The sequence below is a fragment of the Winogradskyella sp. genome (genome assembly GCF_013213975.1).
Lineage (GTDB): Bacteria > Bacteroidota > Bacteroidia > Flavobacteriales > Flavobacteriaceae > Winogradskyella.
The window spans coordinates 1-20,507 of sequence record NZ_JABSST010000064.1 but is presented as its reverse complement, the minus strand read 5'-3'; the positions used below and the strand labels follow the sequence as shown (position 1 = coordinate 20,507).

Sequence of the window (20,507 nt, the reverse complement as noted above, 5' to 3'; positions counted from 1 at the left end):
CTCCAGAACCAGTTCCTCCAGCGATAAAATCGTAAGAATATAGACCAAGTAATGCTATGTTTTGATCTTGATGTATTGGGAGGGTATTTTCGTTTTTAAGTAATACCATTCCTTCTGCAGCTGATTGTCGTGTTATCTTAGCATGAGCATTTAGGTCGGGATTATTGCTATATTTATAATTCTGCATCTTATTTGACCTCATAATCAATCTCAAAATTCTTCTTACCGCAATATCAATCTGTGTTTCAGTAAGTGTTAGATCTTCATATGCAGCTTTTAGTGCTGTCCATTGCAGGTTGGTTCCAGGTTCTAAAAGGTCATTACCAGCTGCAATCATTGCCGCTGGATTATTTCCTCCAAACCAATCGGACATAACTAAACCTTCAAAATTCCATTCGTCTCTCAAAATATCGGTGAGTAATACTTTACTTTCAGAAGTGTAAACACCATTTACTTTATTATATGATGACATAATTGTTGAAGGTTGTGACTCTTTAATAATAATTTCAAAGCCTTTTAAGTATATCTCGCGCATTGCTCTATCTGATACGATTACATCATTGAAATTTCGATTGGTTTCTTGATTGTTTGCTACAAAATGTTTTACAGAAGTCCCAATACCTTGAGATTCAATGCCATTTACCATCGCAGCGCCAATATATCCTGTTAATATTGGGTCTTCAGAATAATATTCAAAATTACGACCGCAAAGAGGATGTCTGTGAATGTTTGCTCCAGGCCCTAAAATAACATCAATGCCATATGCTTTTGCTTCAGTACCCATTGCAGTACCGACGTCATAAACTAAATCAGTGTTCCATGTAGAAGATAAAAGCGTACCAATAGGAAAAGCCGTACAATAATAACTTCGGTCTTCTCCTTTTCGTTTTGGCTCAATCCGCAAACCTGCAGGACCATCAGACAGGTATAAGGTTGGGAGTCCTAAGCGTGGAGTTGGAACGATAGTTCCAACAGCACCAACGACCTTGGAGTCTCCTTTACCTATAGCAGAGGCAATTCCAGATCCTTTAAGTAAATGGATTTTTTCGTCTAAGGTCATTCTTTCTAATACATCATCAATACGCACATTTATTGACCTTCTGCCATCTTCATAAACGTCAAGTTTATTGTTGCCATTTCTGTCTAAAAATGAATATCCATCACTAGTTATTTCGGCTATATCCGTTTTTTCTTCATAGCCATCTTCAAAATCTAAAAAAGTTGAATTAATATACCACCAAATACCTATGCCAGCAAAGATTATTATACCAATCAGTATACTTAAAAATTTCAGGGTTTTTTTCAGTGTTTTATTCATTTTGTTATTAATTGTGACATAAAGACACAAATATATAAATATATTTTAATTGTGGCGCATTGTCACGTATTATTCTATTTTTGCATTATGGATATTTCAGAATTTGTAAAAAATGGTGATCAGTATTTTTTACCAAATCTTTCAATTGATTTAGTAATTATTGGTTATTCTGATGCCAAACTAAAATGCCTGTTATTGAAAATTGGTAAGAAATGGCTATTGCCTGGCGGTTATGTGCAAAGAAATGAATCTGTCGAAGATGCAGCTCAACGAATTCTAAAAAGTAGAGCAGGACTCGAAGATACCTTTTTGAAATTTCTGGCAGTTTTTGGTAGTGAAGATCGACAGTTTAAAAGTTTTTTGGAACAATTCGCGATAAATGAGCACATTCATTTAGATCAAAAGTCGTGGTTAACTGATCGCTTTGTCTCTTTAACATACTACGCTTTAGTTAATTATGAAGAAATTTTCCCGACAACTGGCGATTTTGATGAAGCATTTGGATGGTTCGATTTTAAGAATTTGCCCGAAATGTGGATGGATCATAATACTATTGTTAATACTGCTCGAATACAACTAATCACTGACATTCAGCATGAGTATCATGCTCATAATTTATTATCAGAATCGTTTACCATGCCAGAACTTCATAAATTATATGAAACAATTCTAGGAGATAGAATTGATAGAAGTCGATTTCAGAAAAAGATGCTAAGCACAGGGTTATACAAGCGTTTACCTAAATTAAATAAAAATACTCCTGGCCGAAAGCCCTATCAATATCGAGCTAAAAAATAGACATTAGTGAAAACATTCTTTAGAATAATTTTTTAGTAGTTCTAATCTCTAAAAATAATCAAATTTAAACCTTGTGTTTTAAGATTTTCTTAAACTGTTTGTCTATTCTTATTATGTAAAGTATCTTTTTCATTAGGTAAAAATAATTTGACTTTATATAAAATATATTTGTCAATTAAGAAAACTGAAAGTTATATGCAAAAAGAGCAACGTGCGTTGCAAAAACTAATCAACTTTAGATTACCACGTCAGTTTATGAACATCGGACTTGTATTAGCCTTATCATTAATTGTATTAATGTTTTTTAGAGCTACTTTACTTGGAGAAGCGTCTTTACTTATGAGAGATACCCTTCAGCGTGCCTTATTAGTTGGTATGCTTATTATGTCCATAACCAGAGACCGTGAAGAAGATGAGATGACCATTCAATTTAGAATGCAATCCTACGGCTGGGCCTTTGTTATGGGTGTGATTTACGCGTTAATCATGCCCTTTGTTGAATTTGGTGTTTCTATTGTGGTGAACGGTGATGGTGAAGCCTTTAAAAGCCTCGGTGATTTCCAGATGCTGTTGTTTATGCTCATGGTACAGCTTATGTGTTATCATGTTTTAAAACGCTATAGATAATGGAAAATACCATAAAAGTAGAACGCGCCATTTTAAGTTTAACGCAAGGCGATTTGGCTAAAAAAATTGGTGTATCCAGACAAACCATTAATTCTATTGAAGCGAATCGTTACGTCCCTTCTACAGTTTTGGCCTTAAAACTCTCAAAGGTTTTTAATAAACCAGTTAATGACTTTTTTAAACTTAGTGCAGATGATTAGTGTAATCCTCATTGCAATTTAATTGGTGTTGCTTCTACTAGTTGCCTTATTAGCCTAGAACATTTAATAAATCTTTCATGCCTGCAGTTGCGGTTTTAGCGATGACATTAATGTTATGGCTGTTACCTAAAGCAGGTTTAGGATCGATATAATAAATTGGTGTATCAGGTTGCACAAAGTTGATAAGGCTGGCGGCAGGATAAACCTGCATACTGGTGCCAATAATCACCAAGACATCTGCAGCATAACAGATTTTAATGGCTGTATCTATCATAGGGACGTCTTCACCAAACCAAACAATGTGAGGACGGAGTTGATGGCCTTTTGGACATACATCTCCTAAGTTAATATCTTTCGTCCAAAATCGAACATCACTTGGGTTTCCTGTACTTCGTATTTTAAGTAATTCGCCGTGCAGATGTACCACGTCTGTGCTTCCTGCGCGTTCGTGTAAATCGTCTACATTCTGAGTAATAACCGTCACCTTAAATCGAGATTCTAGAGCGGCAATATCTTTATGTGCTTGGTTGGGTTCTACTTCTTCAAGTTGGCGTCGACGTTGGTTGTAAAACTCAAGTACCAATTCTGGGTTTTCACGAAAACCTTGAGGTGATGCCACTTGCATAACGTCATGACCTTCCCACAGTCCATCGTGATCTCTAAAAGTTTTTACACCACTTTCGGCACTCATACCAGCACCTGTTAGTACAACAATATGTTTCATAGTTTAAAAATAGAAAATTTAATCACATTATGTATTTTTGAGTTATGGCAGATTTACAGCTTTTAGAGCACCTAGAATCGTATCTTACTGATAACCGTCGTCAGCGCTTTCAAAAAGTTTTAGCAGAGCGTACCAAACATTTTACTGTGGCTACAGAAGATGTATATCAGTTGCATAATACCAGTGCAGTCATTCGCTCTTGTGATGTCTTTGGTGTCCAGGAGGTGAATATTGTTGAAGAGGTAAACTCTAAACGGATTGATCGTGAGATTGCTATGGGAGCACAAAAGTGGGTAGACCTTAACCGCTACAACACTACCAAATCATGTATTCAAGATTTACATAACCAAGGCTATCAGATTGTGGCTACAAGTCCGCATGTCGAAAACTGCGACCTCATTGATTTTGATATCTCTAAAAAGTCCTGCTTTTTCTTTGGTCGTGAAACAGAAGGCTTATCACATCAAGTCATTGATGGTGCAGATTGCTTCCTTAAGATTCCTATGGTTGGCTTTACCGAAAGCCTTAATATTTCAGTTTCAGCGGCTATTATTTTGCAGTACGTAACTTCCAAGTTGCGTAAGTCAAATATTAACTGGAGATTAACCGAAATTGAACGCGTCGAAAAGCGTTTTGATTGGATCAAAAAGACCATAAAAAATTACGACGCTATTGTTGAGCGTTATTACGCATCCAACTAACTTTTATAACTTCAAAGGACAAACTAAAATCAAAATATCATGATTTTAGTACTCTAAGTCTGGTTTGATCTTTCGGCCGTTATTGTGCTTTTAGCATTAATAGCCTTATAATAGGGGTCTTTAAGGATAGGGAAGGAAATCGCGTCTTACAAGAATCAATACATTAAGCTTTCCCTTTCTTATTTTTCTTTTTCTTACGCTCTTTACTGCGCTGAATCACCTTGTATTCTTCGTAGCACTCACTAATGGCATCTAAAATCTGTAAGTCATTAGCAGTATTGATAAAGTCTTTTGAATAGTTACACTGATTTACAATTTCATCCAAATCGTATTTGGTAACTTGTAATAATACCATTAACATTTCACGATCAAAACGCTTCGCTAATTGATTTCGGATTTCATCATCCTCCTTAATCTTTTTGAGTTTGTGCATCTCATTGGGTTTTCGCCCAAACATATTATATAGGAAATCGGCAGGATTAAAAATAGCGCCTAAGACTTTCGTAGCAATATTAGGTTTTCCACCTTCATAGGCTTTACCATAAAGACCAGAAATTCGATATTGATTGTTGGTGCGAATAGGCACTTGCTTCATGTCCACTTCAAGATAACCGGTTAATTCTAAAGATTTTACGGTTACTTCTTCAAGGGCTAACGCTAACTCAGTCATAATGATTTCTGTATTACCAAACTTTAACCAGTCATTGGTTACACGAACTTTAATGGACTTATAACCTACATAAGACAAATGTAATGTATCGTTGACATTTGCTTTAATTTCAAACTCACCTTTGGGATCTGTTGCCACTCCTACCACTTGGTTAATGTTAACAATATTAACATCACTTAATGGTTCTTGAGTTGTAGAACTTGTAATGGTACCCTTAACCATTTCTGGCAGTTTGGTGGCTGTACTGTCCTGACCATAGCTAAAAACCGCAGTAAAACATAAGAATATTAATAATACGTATCTCATTAATAGTTATTCTCTGTAAAGGTACTAAACAAAACGTATTTTGTAAGTCCTCGATATAGATTTGACTAAATATTAACACCTAGGGTTCAAATTCTGCGTTAAGATGTTTTAGCGACGTCTCGAGCGTCGTGGTCTATCCGATGGAGATTTAGAACGTCTTGGTTTAGGGCTATCCGAGCGTCTACCACGGCGATCACCTTTAGATTCTAAAGTATTGCTTCTACGAGAACGACGTTCTCCTCTTGGTTTGTCATCACGTCTGCGACCATCACGTTTTCTGTCGCGTCGTTTTCCACCACCACGTTTACCTCCTTTGTTTTCTGTGATTTCTACATTTACAAAACGACCATTGTGTTTGAAGTCGGTAAAGAAGGACAATACTTTCTCTTCTATCGCCTTTTCAGTGTTGAAGAATGAAAAACTGTCCTTAACATCTACTTTAAACACATCATCACGGCCTAACTCTAAGATCTCTTTAAGGAAGTCCTTTAGTTTCATCCAATCGTAACCATCTTTACGACCAACGTTGATAAAGTAACGGGTTTCATCACCTGAACGGCTTTTACCACCAGAGTCACCAGACTCAGTTACAGCAAGATCTTTAGCCCCTTTGTAATAATTGAAGAAACGTGTAAACTCTACGGAGAAGAATTTCTTGATGAGCTCATCTTTGTCGGTATCTTCAAAAAGCGCATTGATACTGTTGAGGTAGGTATCAATTTCGTGACTTACTTCGGTATTATGAACTTTATTAGCTAAGCTCATAAGTTGTACTTCACAGATTTCCATTCCAGACGGAATGTCCTTCTTTTGAAATTCCTTTTTAATGATGCGCTCTATACTTTTAATTTTGCGTACTTCACTCTTAGCTACAATTACCATAGAGACACCAGTTTTACCAGCGCGACCAGTGCGACCAGAACGGTGGGTGTAAGTTTCTATCTCATCTGGTAATTGGTAGTTAATTACATGTGTAATATCGTCTACATCAATACCACGAGCAGCAACATCAGTAGCGACTAACATTTGTATTTGCTTATTTCTAAAAGATTTCATGACCAAATCACGCTGATTTTGACTTAAATCACCGTGTAAGGCTCCAGCCGAATACCCATCTTCAACTAATTTTTCGGCCACACGCTGTGTATCGCGTTTGGTACGGCAAAAGATTACTGAAAAGATATCTGGATTGGCATCCGCCAAACGTTTTAAGGCTAAATAACGATCTCTACCATTTACTAAATAGTACTCGTGAGATACCTGACTAGTACTTTCATTTTTGTTACCAACTGTAATTTCAATAGGATCGTACATGAATTTTTTAGCAATGGATGCTACTTCTCGAGGCATCGTTGCAGAGAATAACCAAGTGCTTTTATCCATTGGAGTATGCGATAAAATATCAGTAATGTCTTCATAAAAACCCATATTAAGCATCTCATCGGCTTCATCTAAAACACTGTATTGAATCTTAGATATATCCACTAATTTACGGCTTATCATATCCTTCATACGACCTGGTGTCGCCACAATAATTTGGGCCCCACGTTTTACTTGTTTGGCTTGCTCTGTAATACTAGCACCACCATAAATAGCCACTACGTTTAAGCCATTACAGTATTTCCCATAAAGTTTTAACTCATTAGTAATCTGTAAGCAAAGCTCACGCGTAGGCGAGAGGATTAAGCCTTGCGTGGTGCGGCTGTTGATGTCAATTTTTTGCAGCATTGGAAATCCGAAGGCTGCGGTTTTACCTGTACCTGTTTGCGCCAGTGCTACAAGGTCACGTTCTTCTTCTAATAAAACAGGAATGGCTTTTTGCTGAACTTCACTAGGTTGTGTAAACCCTAGATCATTAATAGCGTTAATAAGGTCCGTATTAAGACCTAATTCTTGGAATGTACTCATTGTTACCTTTAGTATGTTGTTATGTCGTGTTACGTTAGAAGTGTTGCGACAAACAATAACCCATACTTCTGGTAACACACCTCACCCTGAGGTTTCTGCGCGCAAAGATAGACTTTTAATTGGATTAGAAGATTTTAGCGTAATTAATTATCAATTAAGTTGGTATAGGTTATTTTATCAAAGCCATATTTAAAATCGGGTAAGGTGTATAAGCAGTATCTTATTCAGAACCCGCTAATACGTCAAAACCAAAATGGTTATAAAATCCAACAGCTTCTTCATTTTATTCGTTAACATCAACTTTGGTAATATTTAGGTTTTTAATAGCGCAGATAAGCAATGATTTACCAATACCTTTTGGTGAATTGTACACTTTGTCTTTGTCAATGGTGAATTGTATGTTTCAAATTTTAATTATAGAAGGTGTTAAAGACAGGCTTTCTTTTTTGAATCAAATCATCAATGCAATTCCATAGTTCAATTCTTTTTTTTAGCGATTGTTTTGCAATTACTAAAACTTCTTCCCATTTTTGGGCGTCATCTTGACATAATTCCGAAATCAATTCTAGGGATAAAGGTCCATGTTCATCCCCATCTAGTTCGATGTGCCTTTCTAAATAATATTTTAACTTACTGTATGAATGGTTTTCTGAATCAGCATTTTTTAGTATTTCTATAAACATTTCAGGTATAACATCTTCACGTCCAAATGTAAAAGCAGAAGCTATTAGATGCGTTTTTTGCGATTCAATAATTGAAAAAGTAAATTTTACGAAATCTGACACTCTTTGATCGATATCTAATTCATTCAACGAATATTCAATTGAATGACCAAGTCTAATATTTTGAATAAAAGTCTCAATTTCATAAGTATCCACTTTTGCCTGTTTCATTGCATCAATATACATTTCAAAATGACTCTTAGGCTCTCCGAGTTCGTTAATGTCACTTTCTTCATCATGCACAATTTCGTTAATAAACCTCGATAAAGTTTGATTTTTTGCAGGAATCCAGGGAATCTTTACCGTTGTTAATTCAAGCTGTAAAGCTTTTAACAAAGACATGAAATCCCAAACAGCAAATACATGATTTGCCATAAAAATTTTTATGTCATTGATGTCTTTTAATGAACTGTAAACATTATGATTTTGCAGATCATTTCTTAACTCGCTTAGTTCATTTTCTATTTTTTGTATCCTTTGCATGAAAAAATGGAACTTTATTATCTTGAATTTTTACAAAAATAAATCATAATATTATGTGCGCATAATATCTCTTTAAGATTTTTTTGAATCGTAATAGAGGCTATTTTTATTTCTTGGGGTTATGCTTGTATGGAATGGTCTTGTATAACTGTCAGTTACGGTTAAATACGCGTTAATTTTTGGTTAAGCACTGGAGTTTGCAATTCCGAGTGGATTTGGACTTAGTTGAATCTGGTGCGTTCTTGATTGTATATTTCTCACAGTCCTTTTATTCTATCCATAAGTTCCCAATTGAATATGTTTTTGCTTTTCCGGCTATGATTACTCTTTCGTTTTTATGCTCACATTTTAAATGTCCAACTCTATCAGAGATTTGTATTGCATTCAGCTCTTTTTTTCCAAGCTTTTGTGACCAGAATGGAATTAAAGAGCAATGTGCAGAACCAGTTACTGGGTCTTCTAAAATTGATGCTTTTGGTGTAAAGAATCTTGAAACAAAATCGCTTTTGTCACCTTTTGCTGTAACGATTACTCCTCCTTGGTTAAGATTTATTTGGTCAAATACATGTCTATTTATTTTGATGTTTTTTATGTCTTGTTCAGTATCATATACCAATAGATAATCTCTAGATTTATAGACTTCTTTGGGCTGTATATTTAAAGATTCTTTTAGGATATCTGGTAGTACTGTATTTTTTGGTATACGCGAAGGAAAATCTAAAAAGTAATAATCATTTTTTGTAACAACGGTTAAATTGCCGCTTAATGTATTAAATACAATTTCTTCTTTAGGATAATTTAGAATTGATTTAAGGCAATGAGCTGTTGCAAGCGTTGCATGTCCGCATAAATCCATTTCCATTTCAGGTGTAAACCAACGTAAGTGTATGTTGCCAGCTTTGTTAATAAAAAAAGCAGTTTCAGCAACGGCATTTTCTTTTGTGATATTCAAAAGGATATCATTAGGTAACCAATCGTTTAGTGGTACAACGCAGGCCGGATTTCCTCCAAAAGTCTTGTCTGTAAAAGCATCTATCTGATATAAATCTAACTTCATTTTTATCAGTTTGTTTAAATTACCGTCAATATAGAACCGTGTAAAGTCTTTTAATTGGATTTATAGTCTTTTGTATCTAAGTTACGCATAAAAACTAAATTTAAGAGGGTAGGTCTAAATGGATATAGCTTTTAACTTAGTGATTTTTTTGGAACACATCGTAAGACAATAATGAGTTCACTTTTAGGTGAATTTTAAAGCATTAGCTAGTAGAGATAAAGTAGTCGATTTTAGGTTTTAAACCTTATTAAATTATCATGATCTTTGAGCGAGCTAAAACCTTTAAATTTAGTCTATCTTACCTACGTTGAATAGGTGTTTTTATATACTTTGAATTTATTACTAACACCATCCAAAGTTGGGATAGCTTTTGTAGCTACGAGATGATTTTAAATTTTTAAAAATTACAAATTCATTTGACCATTGAATCTAATTACTTTCATTTGTCTTTCATTGATTTGGATAAGTTAGAGATTATTAGTGAATAGTTACTACAGAAATAAAAAAACCAACTAACTATACCAATCATCTTTGCCCCATCTTCGAGAAGATATGGATTTATATTTGGTATGTGTATTAAATCTAATCCAATTGAGATGGCAAAGAACAGTAAAGCTGTTGCAAGTATAGTATAATCTGTTTTTATTATGACCGAGTAATATTTTACAAGCAAAAAAATTAGTAATATACCATAGGTAATAAAGACACCTTTTTCTGGAATGCCAAAAATACCCGGAAATACACTTTCATGTAATAAAAACATATCATCAAAACAAAGAAGTAATGATAATAGACCTGATAAAAAAAGAAATTTTTGAAACATAGGATTACCTTGATTTTTTTTATTCAGATGAGAACTAAAAATACAAAGTGTTGCTGATGCAATCCAGAACATAAAGCCCACTTGTGAGAAAAAACCAATGTACAATGGAACATTGGCTGAAGTTGTAATATCCCTAGTCATTGAGCCAATGGGAATACCTTTCCATTTATTAAGTAATATAACACAGCTAATAAAAAATATTGAAATACTAAATATTTTTAAGAATGTCGCTTTTTTTGATTTCAATTGATAAAATATATTCATACGTTATTTTTAAGGTTTCAAAATAGATGTTTCTTAACATGCGCCCAACGGCTAGACAGGTAAGGCGAGTTACGTTATTTATTTTTTAATTAATATGGGCAATAGTAGCCTTTAGACGTTATTCGTTTGACCCGTTGTTAGTGGCAATAAAGCAAAAGGGAGTCCTGAGTATTCGGGACGGTTTTCTAGTGCGAAGTATTACCTCTACCGTATGAATAACAGCAATTTATGTTATTTCTAAATTACACATGTTTTTTCTTGCTCGTTATAATGGGTATCCATCAAATATAGCATAAATATGCTTGCTTTAATATGATATAGAAGTGAATACGTTGCCTGTTAACTCCACCCATTGTTTAGGGCCGATAAGGCCCGAATTTGCTTTTAAAGGGTTGAGGGAAGCTATAGACTTGAAATTCTAGTTCAAACTAATCTTTCTTTATAAAAGGGAAACTCAATATGACAGAAAAACAACTTGCCTTATTTTTAGCCGAACTAAAGTTAGAGGAAAATATATCTTGCGTTCCGAAATAATAGCGCGCATGAATATGCATATCTTTATTTCCATTATAATTTTTAAAAATGAAGGCGATATCTGCAATAAAACCAAAATCACTAGATTTTGTATTGTAATCAAAATTTTCAGTAAATTCACCTTGTTCCCCTAGATAGACCATTTCACTACTTTTTAAAAATGAAAATTGTGGTCCTAAACTATATTTAAAATTCCCTTTTTTATTTAAATATGAAAATAATATAGGCACATCATAATAATTCATATTTAACTCTGTAGCAACATTGTTGAAATTTTCATTTAAAGATGGAGAAGGAGATTTAAGTGATAAGTTATTAAATTTGATATTTCTGTTACCTAGAAAAAAAATACCTGGACTTATATAGAATCTTTCAGACAACTTTATGTTTCCAGAGATTCCAAAATTAATTCCTAAACGGGTTCTGTCAAAATTTTCTAAACTTGAATAATGTGTGAAATTACCGCCTATTTCCATACTTAAATGAAAGTTCTCAGAAGCAACTTTATCTCCAAATATAAAAGCCATTATCGCAGCTTGTCCATTCACTAAATTTAAGCTCATCATTAGAAAACCTAATAAAAAAGAGTACTTATTTATCATGATTTTGATTTGTTTAAATTCCGAATCTATATTGTAATCCTGTTAGTATAAATTTCTGAGATCCAGAAATTCCGTATTCTCCCCTAAACATTAAGTGTTTATTTATTTGTAAATTAAATCCAAACTGAACAGTACGCGTTTGAATCATTTCTTTTTTAATAAAATAATTTATTGAATTAGAAAATGCACCACTTTCATTTACTCTTGTTTGAATCTCTTTTAAAGTTAAATTCTGTGCTTCTAATTTTATAATTTCTCCCGCATCTGTAACAGGGTTTAAATTTGCTATTGCTTGATTGTTTTCTGCAATTCGAGCATCTATTTTATCGTTAAAGATACTATCTATATTTGGAAAAACTTCATTAAACTGTATCGAGCCGCTACTCCCTTTCGCTCCGACGAAATCTCTGTTCATGATACCTACATAAGCTGCTAAAAATAAGTCAGGATTTTTTGTTGACAAGTCGAACTTATACCCCAATCTAGCCGATAAATTTAAAACTCCCACTTGATTGTCTAAAAGTTCTGTATCAGTGGCCGAATAATTTATATCCGTACTCAAAAAATAGTTTTGATATCCAAAAACCAGCGTGGTTCCAACGCCGTAAGCTATTGCATCAAAATCGACTGTAGCCCCAAATTCTGGCAATTGTAATATAATATTCCCTACACCATCTTTCCAAGTAGGTTGTAATCTTACGCTTGTCTCCCCTTGAATTTTGGAAAACAACCCATACACATTCATAAAAGGAAAAATCCATGCGTCTGCTCTGTAATTGAGTCCACTTGAAGTAGCGGATACTTCTGTAAAATTGAGCGTTTCTATATTAATGATGTCAGATAGGTCATAATCCCCAATATTAAGGGTAAATTCACTAATTTTCATATCAATATAAGCGTACACATAATTCATATTGAACCCCAAAGGAAGTTGTAACTGATCTCCATATCCTTTATCATAGGCCTTTTGTCCCCAAATAGGAAGTTTGTACGGATATACTTTATCAGGGATTGAATCTCTTAGCATGTCACTTTGTCCAAAGGATATAAAGTATACCAAAAGCATAAAAACCAAGATATTTGCTCTTTTTGTAATCAATATTTTTAGCATAATTTTTTTATTAAGACTTAATTACATTTTCAATTTACAAATATTTATGCTATTGATATTGAACCTTATAATGGTTTTATCGGTCAGGTGGTTAAGGCGAGTTGTGCTATTTATTAATAAATATTAGTAATAGTAGCCTTTAGGCGTATTCCCTTTACCTTATGATAGTGGCAGTGCCGGTAGTTTCTTATAAAGTTAATTGTTCTATGCAAAATCGTAGCTCATTGCATACGAATATCAGTCGAACGCTCTGGCTGTTAGCGGTAATAGAGAAAGGCAAAGCGCGGTCTGTGATCTGGGTGACTTTCTAATGCCTTTGGGTATAGCCAAGCGATGATGCACAAATCTTAAGGAGCAGGAATTGGAGCTCTAACCACAATGTAGCAACTAGAGTTCACTTTTAGGTGAATTTAATATCATTAGCTCATATACAAAGTAGTCAGTTGTGGGGTTCAACCTGATTAAATTAAAATGATGATTGCACGAGATAAAATCCTTAAATTATGAATGTTTTAATTACTTTGAGTAAATATTTTTGTGCGCTTTCAATTTAATACGTGCGCCATGTATAACTAGATGGCTTTTGTAGCTACGAGATGTTTTAAATTTTTTGAAAATTATAAATTCATTTACCCATTGAATCTAACTACTTTCATTTGTCTTTCATTGATTTCGATAAGTCAGAGATTATTAGTGAATAGTTACTATAGAAAAAAATCAACTTACGATACCAATCATCTTTCCCCCATCTTCGAGAAGAAAGGGGTTTATTTTTGGTGTGTGTTAAATCTAACCCAATTGAAGTGACAAATTCTATTGAAATACGATATAGTATCAACCGCAATGAAGCTATACACTTTGTAAGCAAAAGGTTTTAAAATCCTTTCAAAATAGTAAGCTTCCCGTGGTTCTCAACTAAAAGGTGATTGTATCTCTTTTTTATTTCTGTATGAACATATTTATTGTCCTCTATAAAATAGACTGCGCCTTTGCTCAAATGTGGTAATACACTTTCCAATGTGGTTAAAATGCTTTCATTTGAATGCAACCCATCATCAATACAAATGTCAATTTTTTTACTACTAAGAATTAGATCGAGATATGAGTCTTGCTTTTCAAGCTGATCGTACTCATGAAGAATAGGTTTGTTATTAGTAAATGCTCCAAGTTTGATTAATGAATCCATATTATTTTTAATATGACTTAAGTCAATATCAAAACCATATATTAATGCATTAGGAAAGAGATCACACCAAATTGCTAAGCCTACACCTTGCAAGATTCCAAATTCAGCAATTAATATTTCGCGATCTTTTGGGAATTCAGATAAATATTCGGCATATTTTTTTGCGTAACCATGATGCTTAGGAGACATCCTGTCACCACCTATCATTCCACCTTCTGCAATTTCTTCAGCAGACCTGTGGTCGTGTTTAGATACCTTATTTCTTTTTATATTCTTGTGGTAGCCTCCGTATTTTTTTTAGTTTGTACTAACCATTTTGAAGAACCCAATTTAGGTTCTGTTTTTCGGAACAAATTCATTATTGTCTATGAGGTTTCATTTTTGCTAACGAGTTTATGTCAACGAATATAATGTTTTATTTATGCTATTGATAGGGTAAACCAAGTTTTGACATTGTCTTACCCCATTTTTAAAATTACAAAAGACCAAGTGAAATCCTATTCGTATCCTTATCTAATTTTAAGAGGGGTTATTTAAAAAGGCAATCAATTTTTGTACAGCTTTACCACGATGACCAATCTTGTTCTTGTCTTCTAAGGATATTTGTGCAAAGGTATTCTCGTGGCCTTCTGCTTTAAATATGGGATCGTAACCAAAACCATCTGAACCTTGCTGTGCTGTAGTTATTTCTCCTCGGCAAATGCCTGTAAACTCATAGTAGTCTCCATTGAGGTGTAATGCAATGACCGTTTTAAACTGCGCAGTACGAGATGGTTTATCTTCCAAGGCTTTTAAGAGCTTGGTCATATTGGCATTAGCATTACGCTCAGGTCCTGCATAATAGGCAGTGTCTACTCCTGGCGCACCATTCAGAGCATCGACCTCCAAACCTGTATCGTCTGCAAAACAGTCGTAACCATAATGAGTTTTTATATAGTCAGCTTTTTGCTTGGCATTACCTTCTATGGTTCCTGTGGTTTCAGGAATCTCTTCGGTGCAATTGATGTCCTTTAAGTTCAGCAGTTTAATATGTGCAGGGACAAGGGCTTGTACTTCTTTAACTTTATTTTGATTGTTGGTGGCAAAAACAAGTTGCATCATTGGACTAAATTAGGGTTTAAAAATAGAACATCTCAGTTGCTTATAAAAATGCTAACTTTGAGAAGTAATTGGTTGTTAGCATGCGTATTTTTATTTTCTTTTTAGTCGTATCCCTCTATTCGTTTTCCCAAACCACCGTAGAAAAGGTTAATGACACATGGCAAATGATGGTTAATGGTGTTCCATATAATATTAAAGGGGCAACCTTTGGTTTTGATAAAGACACCGCCAACTACGATACTTATTTTAAGGATTTAAAGTTTCTGGGTGTTAACACCATTAGAACTTGGGCTACTGGCGACAATACTCCAGCCTTATTGGATGCGGCACAACGTCACGATATTAAGGTTATGATGGGTATTTGGATGCGTCATGGTCGTCCTGGTATGGAAGACGATGATAGCTTTGACTACCTTACCGATAAAGAAGGTATGGAAGCCATGTATAATGGTGCTGTAAACACGGTTGAAACTTATAAAAATCATCCTGCGGTTCTCACTTGGGGCATAGGTAATGAGGTGTATCTAAATATGACTACCGACGAAGAGAAATTAGCCTATTCCAAATTATTAGAACGCATTTGTGCACAAATTAAAACTCTAGACCAAAACCATCCAATAACCTCAGTAGAGGCTTGGACTTTTGGCTTAGATTGGTGGGAAAAATACGTACCTTCTTTAGATATTTATGGCCTTAACAGCTATGGTCGCGGTGCTGGATTTTTGCAAGGAGAACTCAATAAACGTAGTATTGATAAGCCGTATATTCTTACCGAATTTGGGGTTACTGGAGAATGGGACGTACAAGACGATAGTAATGGTGTGAAACAAGAGCCTACAGATCAGGAAAAATATAATGCCATAGTAAAAGGTTATCGTGAGTGGATACAACCAAAACCATCCTGTTTAGGAGTTTATGTGTTTCATTATAATTCTGGTAATACCTTTGGCGACCTTTGGTTAGCTACGCATGTCAATAACAATTACAGACCCCAATATTGGGCTATAAGAGAAGCATACACCAGTGCAAGTCCGGTAAATCATGTGCCAAAGATTACAGATTTTAAGCTTTTAGAAACATCTAATAAAAGTGGTGTATGGATTCCGGTTAATCTTGCAGTGTCTGATCTTGAAAATGATTCCTTATCCGTGAGTTTTCAATACAATCAGCGTGAAGGGAGTCGACGTCGACGTGATAAAATTAAACCACTCAATTATAGAGGTAACCTCAATGATGGTTTTGAGATAGAATTGCCTAAAGAAAACGGACCAATTAAAGTGTATGTCTTTGTGAAGGATAGCTGTAATAATCTTGGGATTGCCCACAGTTCGCTCATGGTAGAAGATGAGGATGAAGCTAAAAAGCGCTTTAAAGTCCCAAAAGTGGAGTTGCCGTTTTACGTGTATAAAGACAACGTGGACTTGCCGTATTTTGCCTCTGGTTATATGGGTAATTACAAAGCCTTATCTGTAAATTTAAATGAAACCAAAGTGGTGCATTCTGGTAAAACTGCCATTAAAATTACCTATTCAGAACGTAGTGGCTGGTACGGCCTAGCTTTCATGGATCCTGCGAATGATTGGGGAGAAATCTTAGGTGGTTACGACATTTCTGGTGCCAAAACCTTTAGCTTTTGGGCAAAGTCTAAGTTTAGTGGTGTTACTATGAGTATTGGGTATGGTTTAATTGATGCCGACAAGCTTTTTCCGGATTCTTCTAAAAAAGCCGAAGAGATTAAACTTACATCCTATTGGAAGAAGTATACCATTAAACTTAAAAATGCCGATATGAGTTGTATACGATCTGGATTGGTCTTTTTTGTGAATGCTAATGGTTATCCGCAAACCATTTATATTGATGATGTGGTATTTGAATAAATTTTAATTTCATGAAGAATGATTTACTTGCTTTAGTGCTCTTTTGTATTCCTTTTTTAGGGCTGAGTCAGAAGATTTATCAATTCGATACATTACTCGAATATGAATTCACTTATGAGAAGGATTCAACAAATACAGTGCATTATATATACTTAACTAATTCTTTGAATAATAGTTATCATTTGGTCTTGAGGGAGGTAGATAGTCTTAATTACAGTATTTATTTTAGGGATAACGAGCTATTTACCGCAAATAGTAAAATCTCAAAAGTTGATTTTGAAAAGGCAGATGTCATTAATAATGATTGTCAAGGGCTTTTAAAATGGGACAATTCTAAGTATCAGAAGCGTCTGTCTAAATATAATATAACAGAGTTTTTAGAAACGGACGGTGCGCAAGAATATCGTCTTTTTGATGCTTCACATACTAATACTGAAGACGAAAATAGAGCTTATAACTATTATGTGTTGAAACAGGATGAAACAGTATTGCCTTTGTTTAATCGACCACTTGATTATGAAGTTTGGAATACAGAAAAATCAATACCTAACGGCACATTTATAGAATTTGGAACGTTTAGTAAAAAGTATGGATTTGCCAAATACATGCTCAAACTTAAATCAAAGATTAATAAACGTTTTCAGGTTCCTGAGAACTGTTCGGCCTTTAATTAAAAACTATGGTACAGCTTATAGACTGTACAAACCACTTTTAACGGCTCTTTGACTCGGTTTTGTAGATGTAGTAATCTTCTATCATTCCCGGTATAAAGGCTAATATGGCTGCAACGCGTTTTCACTTGGATATTTTAGAGACAATTCTTAAAAAGTCATTTGTGTAGGTTTATACACCATGGTCATCAATAAGTATTACGGTATCCAACCCTTCGGTAGGGAAGCCATGTGCTCATAACATATCTTGACTGAAACTTGACTGTAAGGCCACAAACTGAAATAAATCTTCTGGTACAAACTTTAAGAGCCCGCCAACAACACCATTGCATAAGTTGCACTCTCCGTCAAAAATGATAATGTCCTTTGTGTTGTGATCTCTCATGATGTCTTGTGTTACGATAGGGTAGACGAAGTGGGTTTATTATCTTTTATGTCAGTAAAATTTCATCAATAAATGAATATTTAATTTATAATAATTTTATCTTCGAGTATGTCTCACTTAAATAGGTTCAATCAAATTATTTCAACTGCACCAGCAAGAATCTGTTTGTTTGGTGATCATCAAGATTATCTTCAATTACCAATTATTGCCTGTGCAATTGATCGATATATCACCATTAAAGCAGTACCAAATCAAAATAGAGTGCTTCATATTTTTAAACATGATTTAAAAGAAGAAGATGTCATTAGCTTAGATGCACCAGTGGTGTATATTACTGAAGATTACTTACGTTTATCACTTATTGTTTTAGAACGCTATGATTGTATTCCAAGTGAAGGATATGATATTCATATTTCAGGTAATATTCCCATTAATTCGGGTTTATCTAGCTCATCGGCATTAACTGTAGCATGGATTCATTTTTTAATTAAGGCTTTTGGTATTAATGTAGAAGTTTCACCAATGCTTATTGCTCAAATAGCTTATGAAGTTGAAGTGGTTGAACAAAATACTTCCGGTGGTAAGATGGACCAGTATACTATTAGTTTGGGTAATACTATATTTATGGATACAAAATCAGATGCCATTAGAAGTTTACCTAACGCATTAGATGGTATGGTAATCGGAGATTCAGGTGAAGGTAAAGATACTTTAGGAACGTTAGCACATCTTAAGTATGATGCTCTTGAAGCTGTAAAACAAGTAAAAGAGAGCTATGCTGATTTTGAGATTATTAATGCTCATGTCTCTGAATTAGATAAATATGTAATAGAAGTTAATGAGGATTTAAAATCTATTTTTGAGGCTGCTGTATTAAATTATAGCATTACAAAAAAAGCGAAAAAAGCTCTTTTAAAACCCAGATTAGATTACAATTATATAGGTCATTTAATGAATAAACATCATGAACTTTTAAGGGATAATTTAAAGATCACAACTCCAAAAATAGATACAATGATACATGCAGCATTAGAAGCTGGTGCTTATGGTGCTAAGATTGTTGGTTCTGGTAAAGGCGGATGTATAGTTGCTCTAGCACCAAAAGAAAATGTGCAAAGTGTTATTGAAGCCATTAAAGGTGTAGGCGCTAGAGATGCATTTTTGGCAAATCAATGTGTAGGTGCGAAAATAAAAACATTAGCCAATGAATAATCGACTTATAATACTTGCCGGTGGTCTTTCTTCGCGCATGAAAAATTCATCGATAATTAACGATTTAAATACAAAACAAATTGAACAAGCTAATGAGAGATCTAAAGGATTGATAGAGATTGATGCTGCTGGAAATACATTATTAGATTATTTATTGGATAATACAGTAAAGTCTGGTTATAAAATAGTTTATATTGTGACCAGTAATGACGGAAGTTTATTTAGAGAACGATTTAAAAAATATAAGAAATTAGAAATAAAATTTGCGACACAATTCATTCCAAAAAATAGAGAGAAACCCTGGGGTACAGCAGATGCTGTTTTCCAGACCATGGACCAATACCCAGAACTACAACAAACTCAATTTTCTGTTTGTAACAGCGATAATTTATATACATTAAATGCTCTAAGACAATTACGTCTTTCTGAGTCTAAAAACACCTGTATTGCATACGATAGAAGTGCCTTGAATTTTTCTAAAGAACGTGTCTCAAAATTTGCTATCATGCAGTTTGATGAAGCTTATCATCTAATTAACATTAGAGAGAAGCCAGATATTAGCAAAGTAGATACCTTCAGAGACAAAGATGGAAAAATACGCATCAGTATGAATATTTTTGCATTTGATGGAGCAATGAGTTTTCCGTTTTTTAAAAATTGTCCAGTTCATCCTCAGCGTCAAGAAAAAGAAATACCAACAGTAATTGCCAACATGCTAAAAATGTATCCAGAAAGTATGGTTGGTATTCCTATGGCTGAGCATGTGCCAGATTTAACGTGTAAAGAAGATATTATAAAGATGACTGCTTTTTTAATTAATAATTCCAATAAACTATGAAAAGAAGACATTTTTTAAAAACGACCTCATTGTCATTGACCGGAGTTGCAGTGGCGTCAGTACTGCCAAATTGTACTTATGAGTCTAAAGACAGGCCGTTAACTAGTCACTATATGGGAGGCTTTGCTGCACCAAAACTAGATACGGTAAGAGCTGCGTTTATCGGGGTTGGAGCGCGAGGTGGTTATCATATGAAGTTCTTTGCAGAATTACCAGGTACTGAAGTGGTAGCTATTAGTGATTTATATGAGGATAATGTCACTAAATGGGGAACAATAGCTAATGAGATAGGGAAAGGAGAACGACATCAAAATGTGAAATTATATCATGGTGAAGAGGACTTATGGCGAATCATGCTAGATGAAGTAAAACCAGATATTGTTTTTATA

General features: G+C 34.4%; 20 protein-coding genes and 1 pseudogene. 9 read left to right on the top strand and 12 right to left on the bottom strand.

What is annotated here, in order from left to right:
* On the bottom strand, positions 1-1,318 hold a 1,318-nt coding region (locus HRU49_RS10735; RefSeq protein ID WP_296357011.1), incomplete at its 3' end, for a glycoside hydrolase family 3 protein.
* Positions 1,319-1,405: 87 nt separating this feature from the next.
* On the opposite strand from HRU49_RS10735, the gene HRU49_RS10730 reads away from it, so the two are divergent.
* The 3 genes from HRU49_RS10730 to HRU49_RS10720 all read left to right on the top strand — a co-directional run bounded on the left by HRU49_RS10730 (position 1,406) and on the right by HRU49_RS10720 (position 2,943).
* Positions 1,406-2,116: an NUDIX domain-containing protein gene (locus tag HRU49_RS10730; RefSeq protein ID WP_296357008.1), complete on the top strand. Its 711-nt coding sequence runs from the start codon at positions 1,406-1,408 to the stop codon at positions 2,114-2,116.
* Positions 2,117-2,284: 168 nt separating this feature from the next.
* Positions 2,285-2,743: a hypothetical protein gene (locus tag HRU49_RS10725; RefSeq protein WP_296357007.1), complete on the top strand. Its 459-nt coding sequence runs from the start codon at positions 2,285-2,287 to the stop codon at positions 2,741-2,743.
* On the top strand, positions 2,743-2,943 hold the full coding sequence (locus HRU49_RS10720) for a helix-turn-helix transcriptional regulator (protein WP_296357006.1): 201 nt from the start codon (positions 2,743-2,745) through the stop codon (positions 2,941-2,943). The genes HRU49_RS10725 and HRU49_RS10720 overlap by 1 nt, the downstream gene beginning before the upstream one ends.
* Before the next feature lie 49 nt (positions 2,944-2,992).
* Here HRU49_RS10720 and HRU49_RS10715 read toward each other — a convergent pair whose 3' ends face one another.
* Positions 2,993-3,667 carry an NAD-dependent deacylase gene (locus HRU49_RS10715; protein WP_296357004.1) on the bottom strand — a complete coding sequence of 225 codons (675 nt, stop codon included), beginning with the start codon at positions 3,665-3,667 and terminating at the stop codon, positions 2,993-2,995.
* 44 nt (positions 3,668-3,711) lie between these two features.
* On the opposite strand from HRU49_RS10715, the gene HRU49_RS10710 reads away from it, so the two are divergent.
* Positions 3,712-4,368, top strand: coding sequence for an RNA methyltransferase (locus tag HRU49_RS10710; RefSeq protein ID WP_296357001.1), 657 nt, complete (start codon positions 3,712-3,714; stop codon positions 4,366-4,368).
* Positions 4,369-4,531: 163 nt separating this feature from the next.
* Here the strand turns inward: HRU49_RS10710 and HRU49_RS10705 are convergent, their stop codons facing one another.
* The 9 genes from HRU49_RS10705 to HRU49_RS10665 form a co-directional block, all read right to left on the bottom strand.
* Positions 4,532-5,344 (bottom strand): carboxypeptidase-like regulatory domain-containing protein, encoded by an 813-nt coding sequence (locus HRU49_RS10705; protein WP_296356999.1) that lies wholly within the window; start codon positions 5,342-5,344, stop codon positions 4,532-4,534.
* 108 nt (positions 5,345-5,452) lie between these two features.
* Positions 5,453-7,252 (bottom strand): DEAD/DEAH box helicase, encoded by a 1,800-nt coding sequence (locus HRU49_RS10700; protein ID WP_296356997.1) that lies wholly within the window; start codon positions 7,250-7,252, stop codon positions 5,453-5,455.
* A 410-nt stretch (positions 7,253-7,662) separates the two neighbouring features.
* On the bottom strand, positions 7,663-8,457 hold the full coding sequence (locus HRU49_RS10695; protein ID WP_296356995.1) for a DUF3050 domain-containing protein: 795 nt from the start codon (positions 8,455-8,457) through the stop codon (positions 7,663-7,665).
* Positions 8,458-8,725: 268 nt separating this feature from the next.
* Complete coding sequence (locus HRU49_RS10690) at positions 8,726-9,514, bottom strand: PhzF family phenazine biosynthesis protein (RefSeq protein ID WP_296356993.1); 789 nt, start codon at positions 9,512-9,514, stop codon at positions 8,726-8,728.
* Between the two features lie 439 nt (positions 9,515-9,953).
* Entirely contained in the window at positions 9,954-10,601 is a 648-nt protein-coding gene (locus tag HRU49_RS10685) for a hypothetical protein (protein ID WP_296356991.1), read from the bottom strand.
* A 428-nt stretch (positions 10,602-11,029) separates the two neighbouring features.
* Complete coding sequence (locus HRU49_RS10680; protein ID WP_296356990.1) at positions 11,030-11,737, bottom strand: outer membrane beta-barrel protein; 708 nt, start codon at positions 11,735-11,737, stop codon at positions 11,030-11,032.
* A 13-nt stretch (positions 11,738-11,750) separates the two neighbouring features.
* The gene (locus HRU49_RS10675; protein WP_296356988.1) at positions 11,751-12,848 is read right to left on the bottom strand and encodes a hypothetical protein; all 1,098 of its coding nucleotides are present in this window, start codon (positions 12,846-12,848) and stop codon (positions 11,751-11,753) included.
* Between the two features lie 874 nt (positions 12,849-13,722).
* Positions 13,723-14,241 (bottom strand): class I SAM-dependent methyltransferase, encoded by a 519-nt coding sequence (locus HRU49_RS10670; protein WP_296356986.1) that lies wholly within the window; start codon positions 14,239-14,241, stop codon positions 13,723-13,725.
* A gap of 312 nt (positions 14,242-14,553) precedes the next feature.
* Entirely contained in the window at positions 14,554-15,132 is a 579-nt protein-coding gene (locus HRU49_RS10665) for a non-canonical purine NTP diphosphatase (RefSeq protein ID WP_296357013.1), read from the bottom strand.
* An 83-nt stretch (positions 15,133-15,215) separates the two neighbouring features.
* On the opposite strand from HRU49_RS10665, the gene HRU49_RS10660 reads away from it, so the two are divergent.
* Both HRU49_RS10660 and HRU49_RS10655 read left to right on the top strand, forming a co-directional pair.
* The gene (locus HRU49_RS10660) at positions 15,216-17,012 is read left to right on the top strand and encodes a glycoside hydrolase family 2 TIM barrel-domain containing protein (protein ID WP_296356984.1); all 1,797 of its coding nucleotides are present in this window, start codon (positions 15,216-15,218) and stop codon (positions 17,010-17,012) included.
* Positions 17,013-17,023: 11 nt separating this feature from the next.
* Positions 17,024-17,686: a hypothetical protein gene (locus HRU49_RS10655; protein WP_296356982.1), complete on the top strand. Its 663-nt coding sequence runs from the start codon at positions 17,024-17,026 to the stop codon at positions 17,684-17,686.
* Positions 17,687-17,918: 232 nt separating this feature from the next.
* Here the strand turns inward: HRU49_RS10655 and HRU49_RS10650 are convergent, their stop codons facing one another.
* Complete coding sequence (locus HRU49_RS10650) at positions 17,919-18,068, bottom strand: DCC1-like thiol-disulfide oxidoreductase family protein (protein WP_296356980.1); 150 nt, start codon at positions 18,066-18,068, stop codon at positions 17,919-17,921.
* 108 nt (positions 18,069-18,176) lie between these two features.
* On the opposite strand from HRU49_RS10650, the gene HRU49_RS10645 reads away from it, so the two are divergent.
* From HRU49_RS10645 to HRU49_RS10635, 3 genes and pseudogenes are all read left to right on the top strand, one after another.
* Positions 18,177-19,280, top strand: a complete 1,104-nt coding sequence (locus tag HRU49_RS10645) for a galactokinase family protein (RefSeq protein ID WP_296356977.1) — start codon at positions 18,177-18,179, stop codon at positions 19,278-19,280.
* Complete coding sequence (locus HRU49_RS10640) at positions 19,273-20,118, top strand: sugar phosphate nucleotidyltransferase (protein ID WP_296356975.1); 846 nt, start codon at positions 19,273-19,275, stop codon at positions 20,116-20,118. Before HRU49_RS10645 ends, HRU49_RS10640 begins: the two co-directional genes overlap by 8 nt.
* Positions 20,115-20,507 (top strand): annotated as a pseudogene (locus tag HRU49_RS10635) (alpha-N-acetylgalactosaminidase); the annotation flags it as partial. The gene HRU49_RS10640 and the pseudogene HRU49_RS10635, both read left to right, overlap by 4 nt.

Excerpts from the sequence above, each read along its gene's own strand:
- HRU49_RS10715 (WP_296357004.1), bottom strand. The coding sequence starts at position 3,667 with ATGAAACATATTGTTGTACTAACAGGTGCTGGTATGAGTGCCGAAAGT.
- HRU49_RS10660 (WP_296356984.1), top strand. The coding sequence starts at position 15,216 with ATGCGTATTTTTATTTTCTTTTTAGTCGTATCCCTCTATTCGTTTTCC.
- HRU49_RS10650 (WP_296356980.1), bottom strand. The coding sequence starts at position 18,068 with ATGAGAGATCACAACACAAAGGACATTATCATTTTTGACGGAGAGTGC.
- HRU49_RS10720 (WP_296357006.1), top strand. The coding sequence starts at position 2,743 with ATGGAAAATACCATAAAAGTAGAACGCGCCATTTTAAGTTTAACGCAA.
- HRU49_RS10675 (WP_296356988.1), bottom strand. The coding sequence starts at position 12,848 with ATGCTAAAAATATTGATTACAAAAAGAGCAAATATCTTGGTTTTTATG.
- HRU49_RS10670 (WP_296356986.1), bottom strand. The coding sequence starts at position 14,241 with ATGATAGGTGGTGACAGGATGTCTCCTAAGCATCATGGTTACGCAAAA.
- HRU49_RS10730 (WP_296357008.1), top strand. The coding sequence starts at position 1,406 with ATGGATATTTCAGAATTTGTAAAAAATGGTGATCAGTATTTTTTACCA.
- HRU49_RS10685 (WP_296356991.1), bottom strand. The coding sequence starts at position 10,601 with ATGAATATATTTTATCAATTGAAATCAAAAAAAGCGACATTCTTAAAA.
- HRU49_RS10665 (WP_296357013.1), bottom strand. The coding sequence starts at position 15,132 with ATGCAACTTGTTTTTGCCACCAACAATCAAAATAAAGTTAAAGAAGTA.
- HRU49_RS10640 (WP_296356975.1), top strand. The coding sequence starts at position 19,273 with ATGAATAATCGACTTATAATACTTGCCGGTGGTCTTTCTTCGCGCATG.
- HRU49_RS10710 (WP_296357001.1), top strand. The coding sequence starts at position 3,712 with ATGGCAGATTTACAGCTTTTAGAGCACCTAGAATCGTATCTTACTGAT.
- HRU49_RS10695 (WP_296356995.1), bottom strand. The coding sequence starts at position 8,457 with ATGCAAAGGATACAAAAAATAGAAAATGAACTAAGCGAGTTAAGAAAT.
- HRU49_RS10690 (WP_296356993.1), bottom strand. The coding sequence starts at position 9,514 with ATGAAGTTAGATTTATATCAGATAGATGCTTTTACAGACAAGACTTTT.
- HRU49_RS10680 (WP_296356990.1), bottom strand. The coding sequence starts at position 11,737 with ATGATAAATAAGTACTCTTTTTTATTAGGTTTTCTAATGATGAGCTTA.
- HRU49_RS10700 (WP_296356997.1), bottom strand. The coding sequence starts at position 7,252 with ATGAGTACATTCCAAGAATTAGGTCTTAATACGGACCTTATTAACGCT.
- HRU49_RS10705 (WP_296356999.1), bottom strand. The coding sequence starts at position 5,344 with ATGAGATACGTATTATTAATATTCTTATGTTTTACTGCGGTTTTTAGC.
- HRU49_RS10655 (WP_296356982.1), top strand. The coding sequence starts at position 17,024 with ATGAAGAATGATTTACTTGCTTTAGTGCTCTTTTGTATTCCTTTTTTA.
- HRU49_RS10645 (WP_296356977.1), top strand. The coding sequence starts at position 18,177 with ATGTCTCACTTAAATAGGTTCAATCAAATTATTTCAACTGCACCAGCA.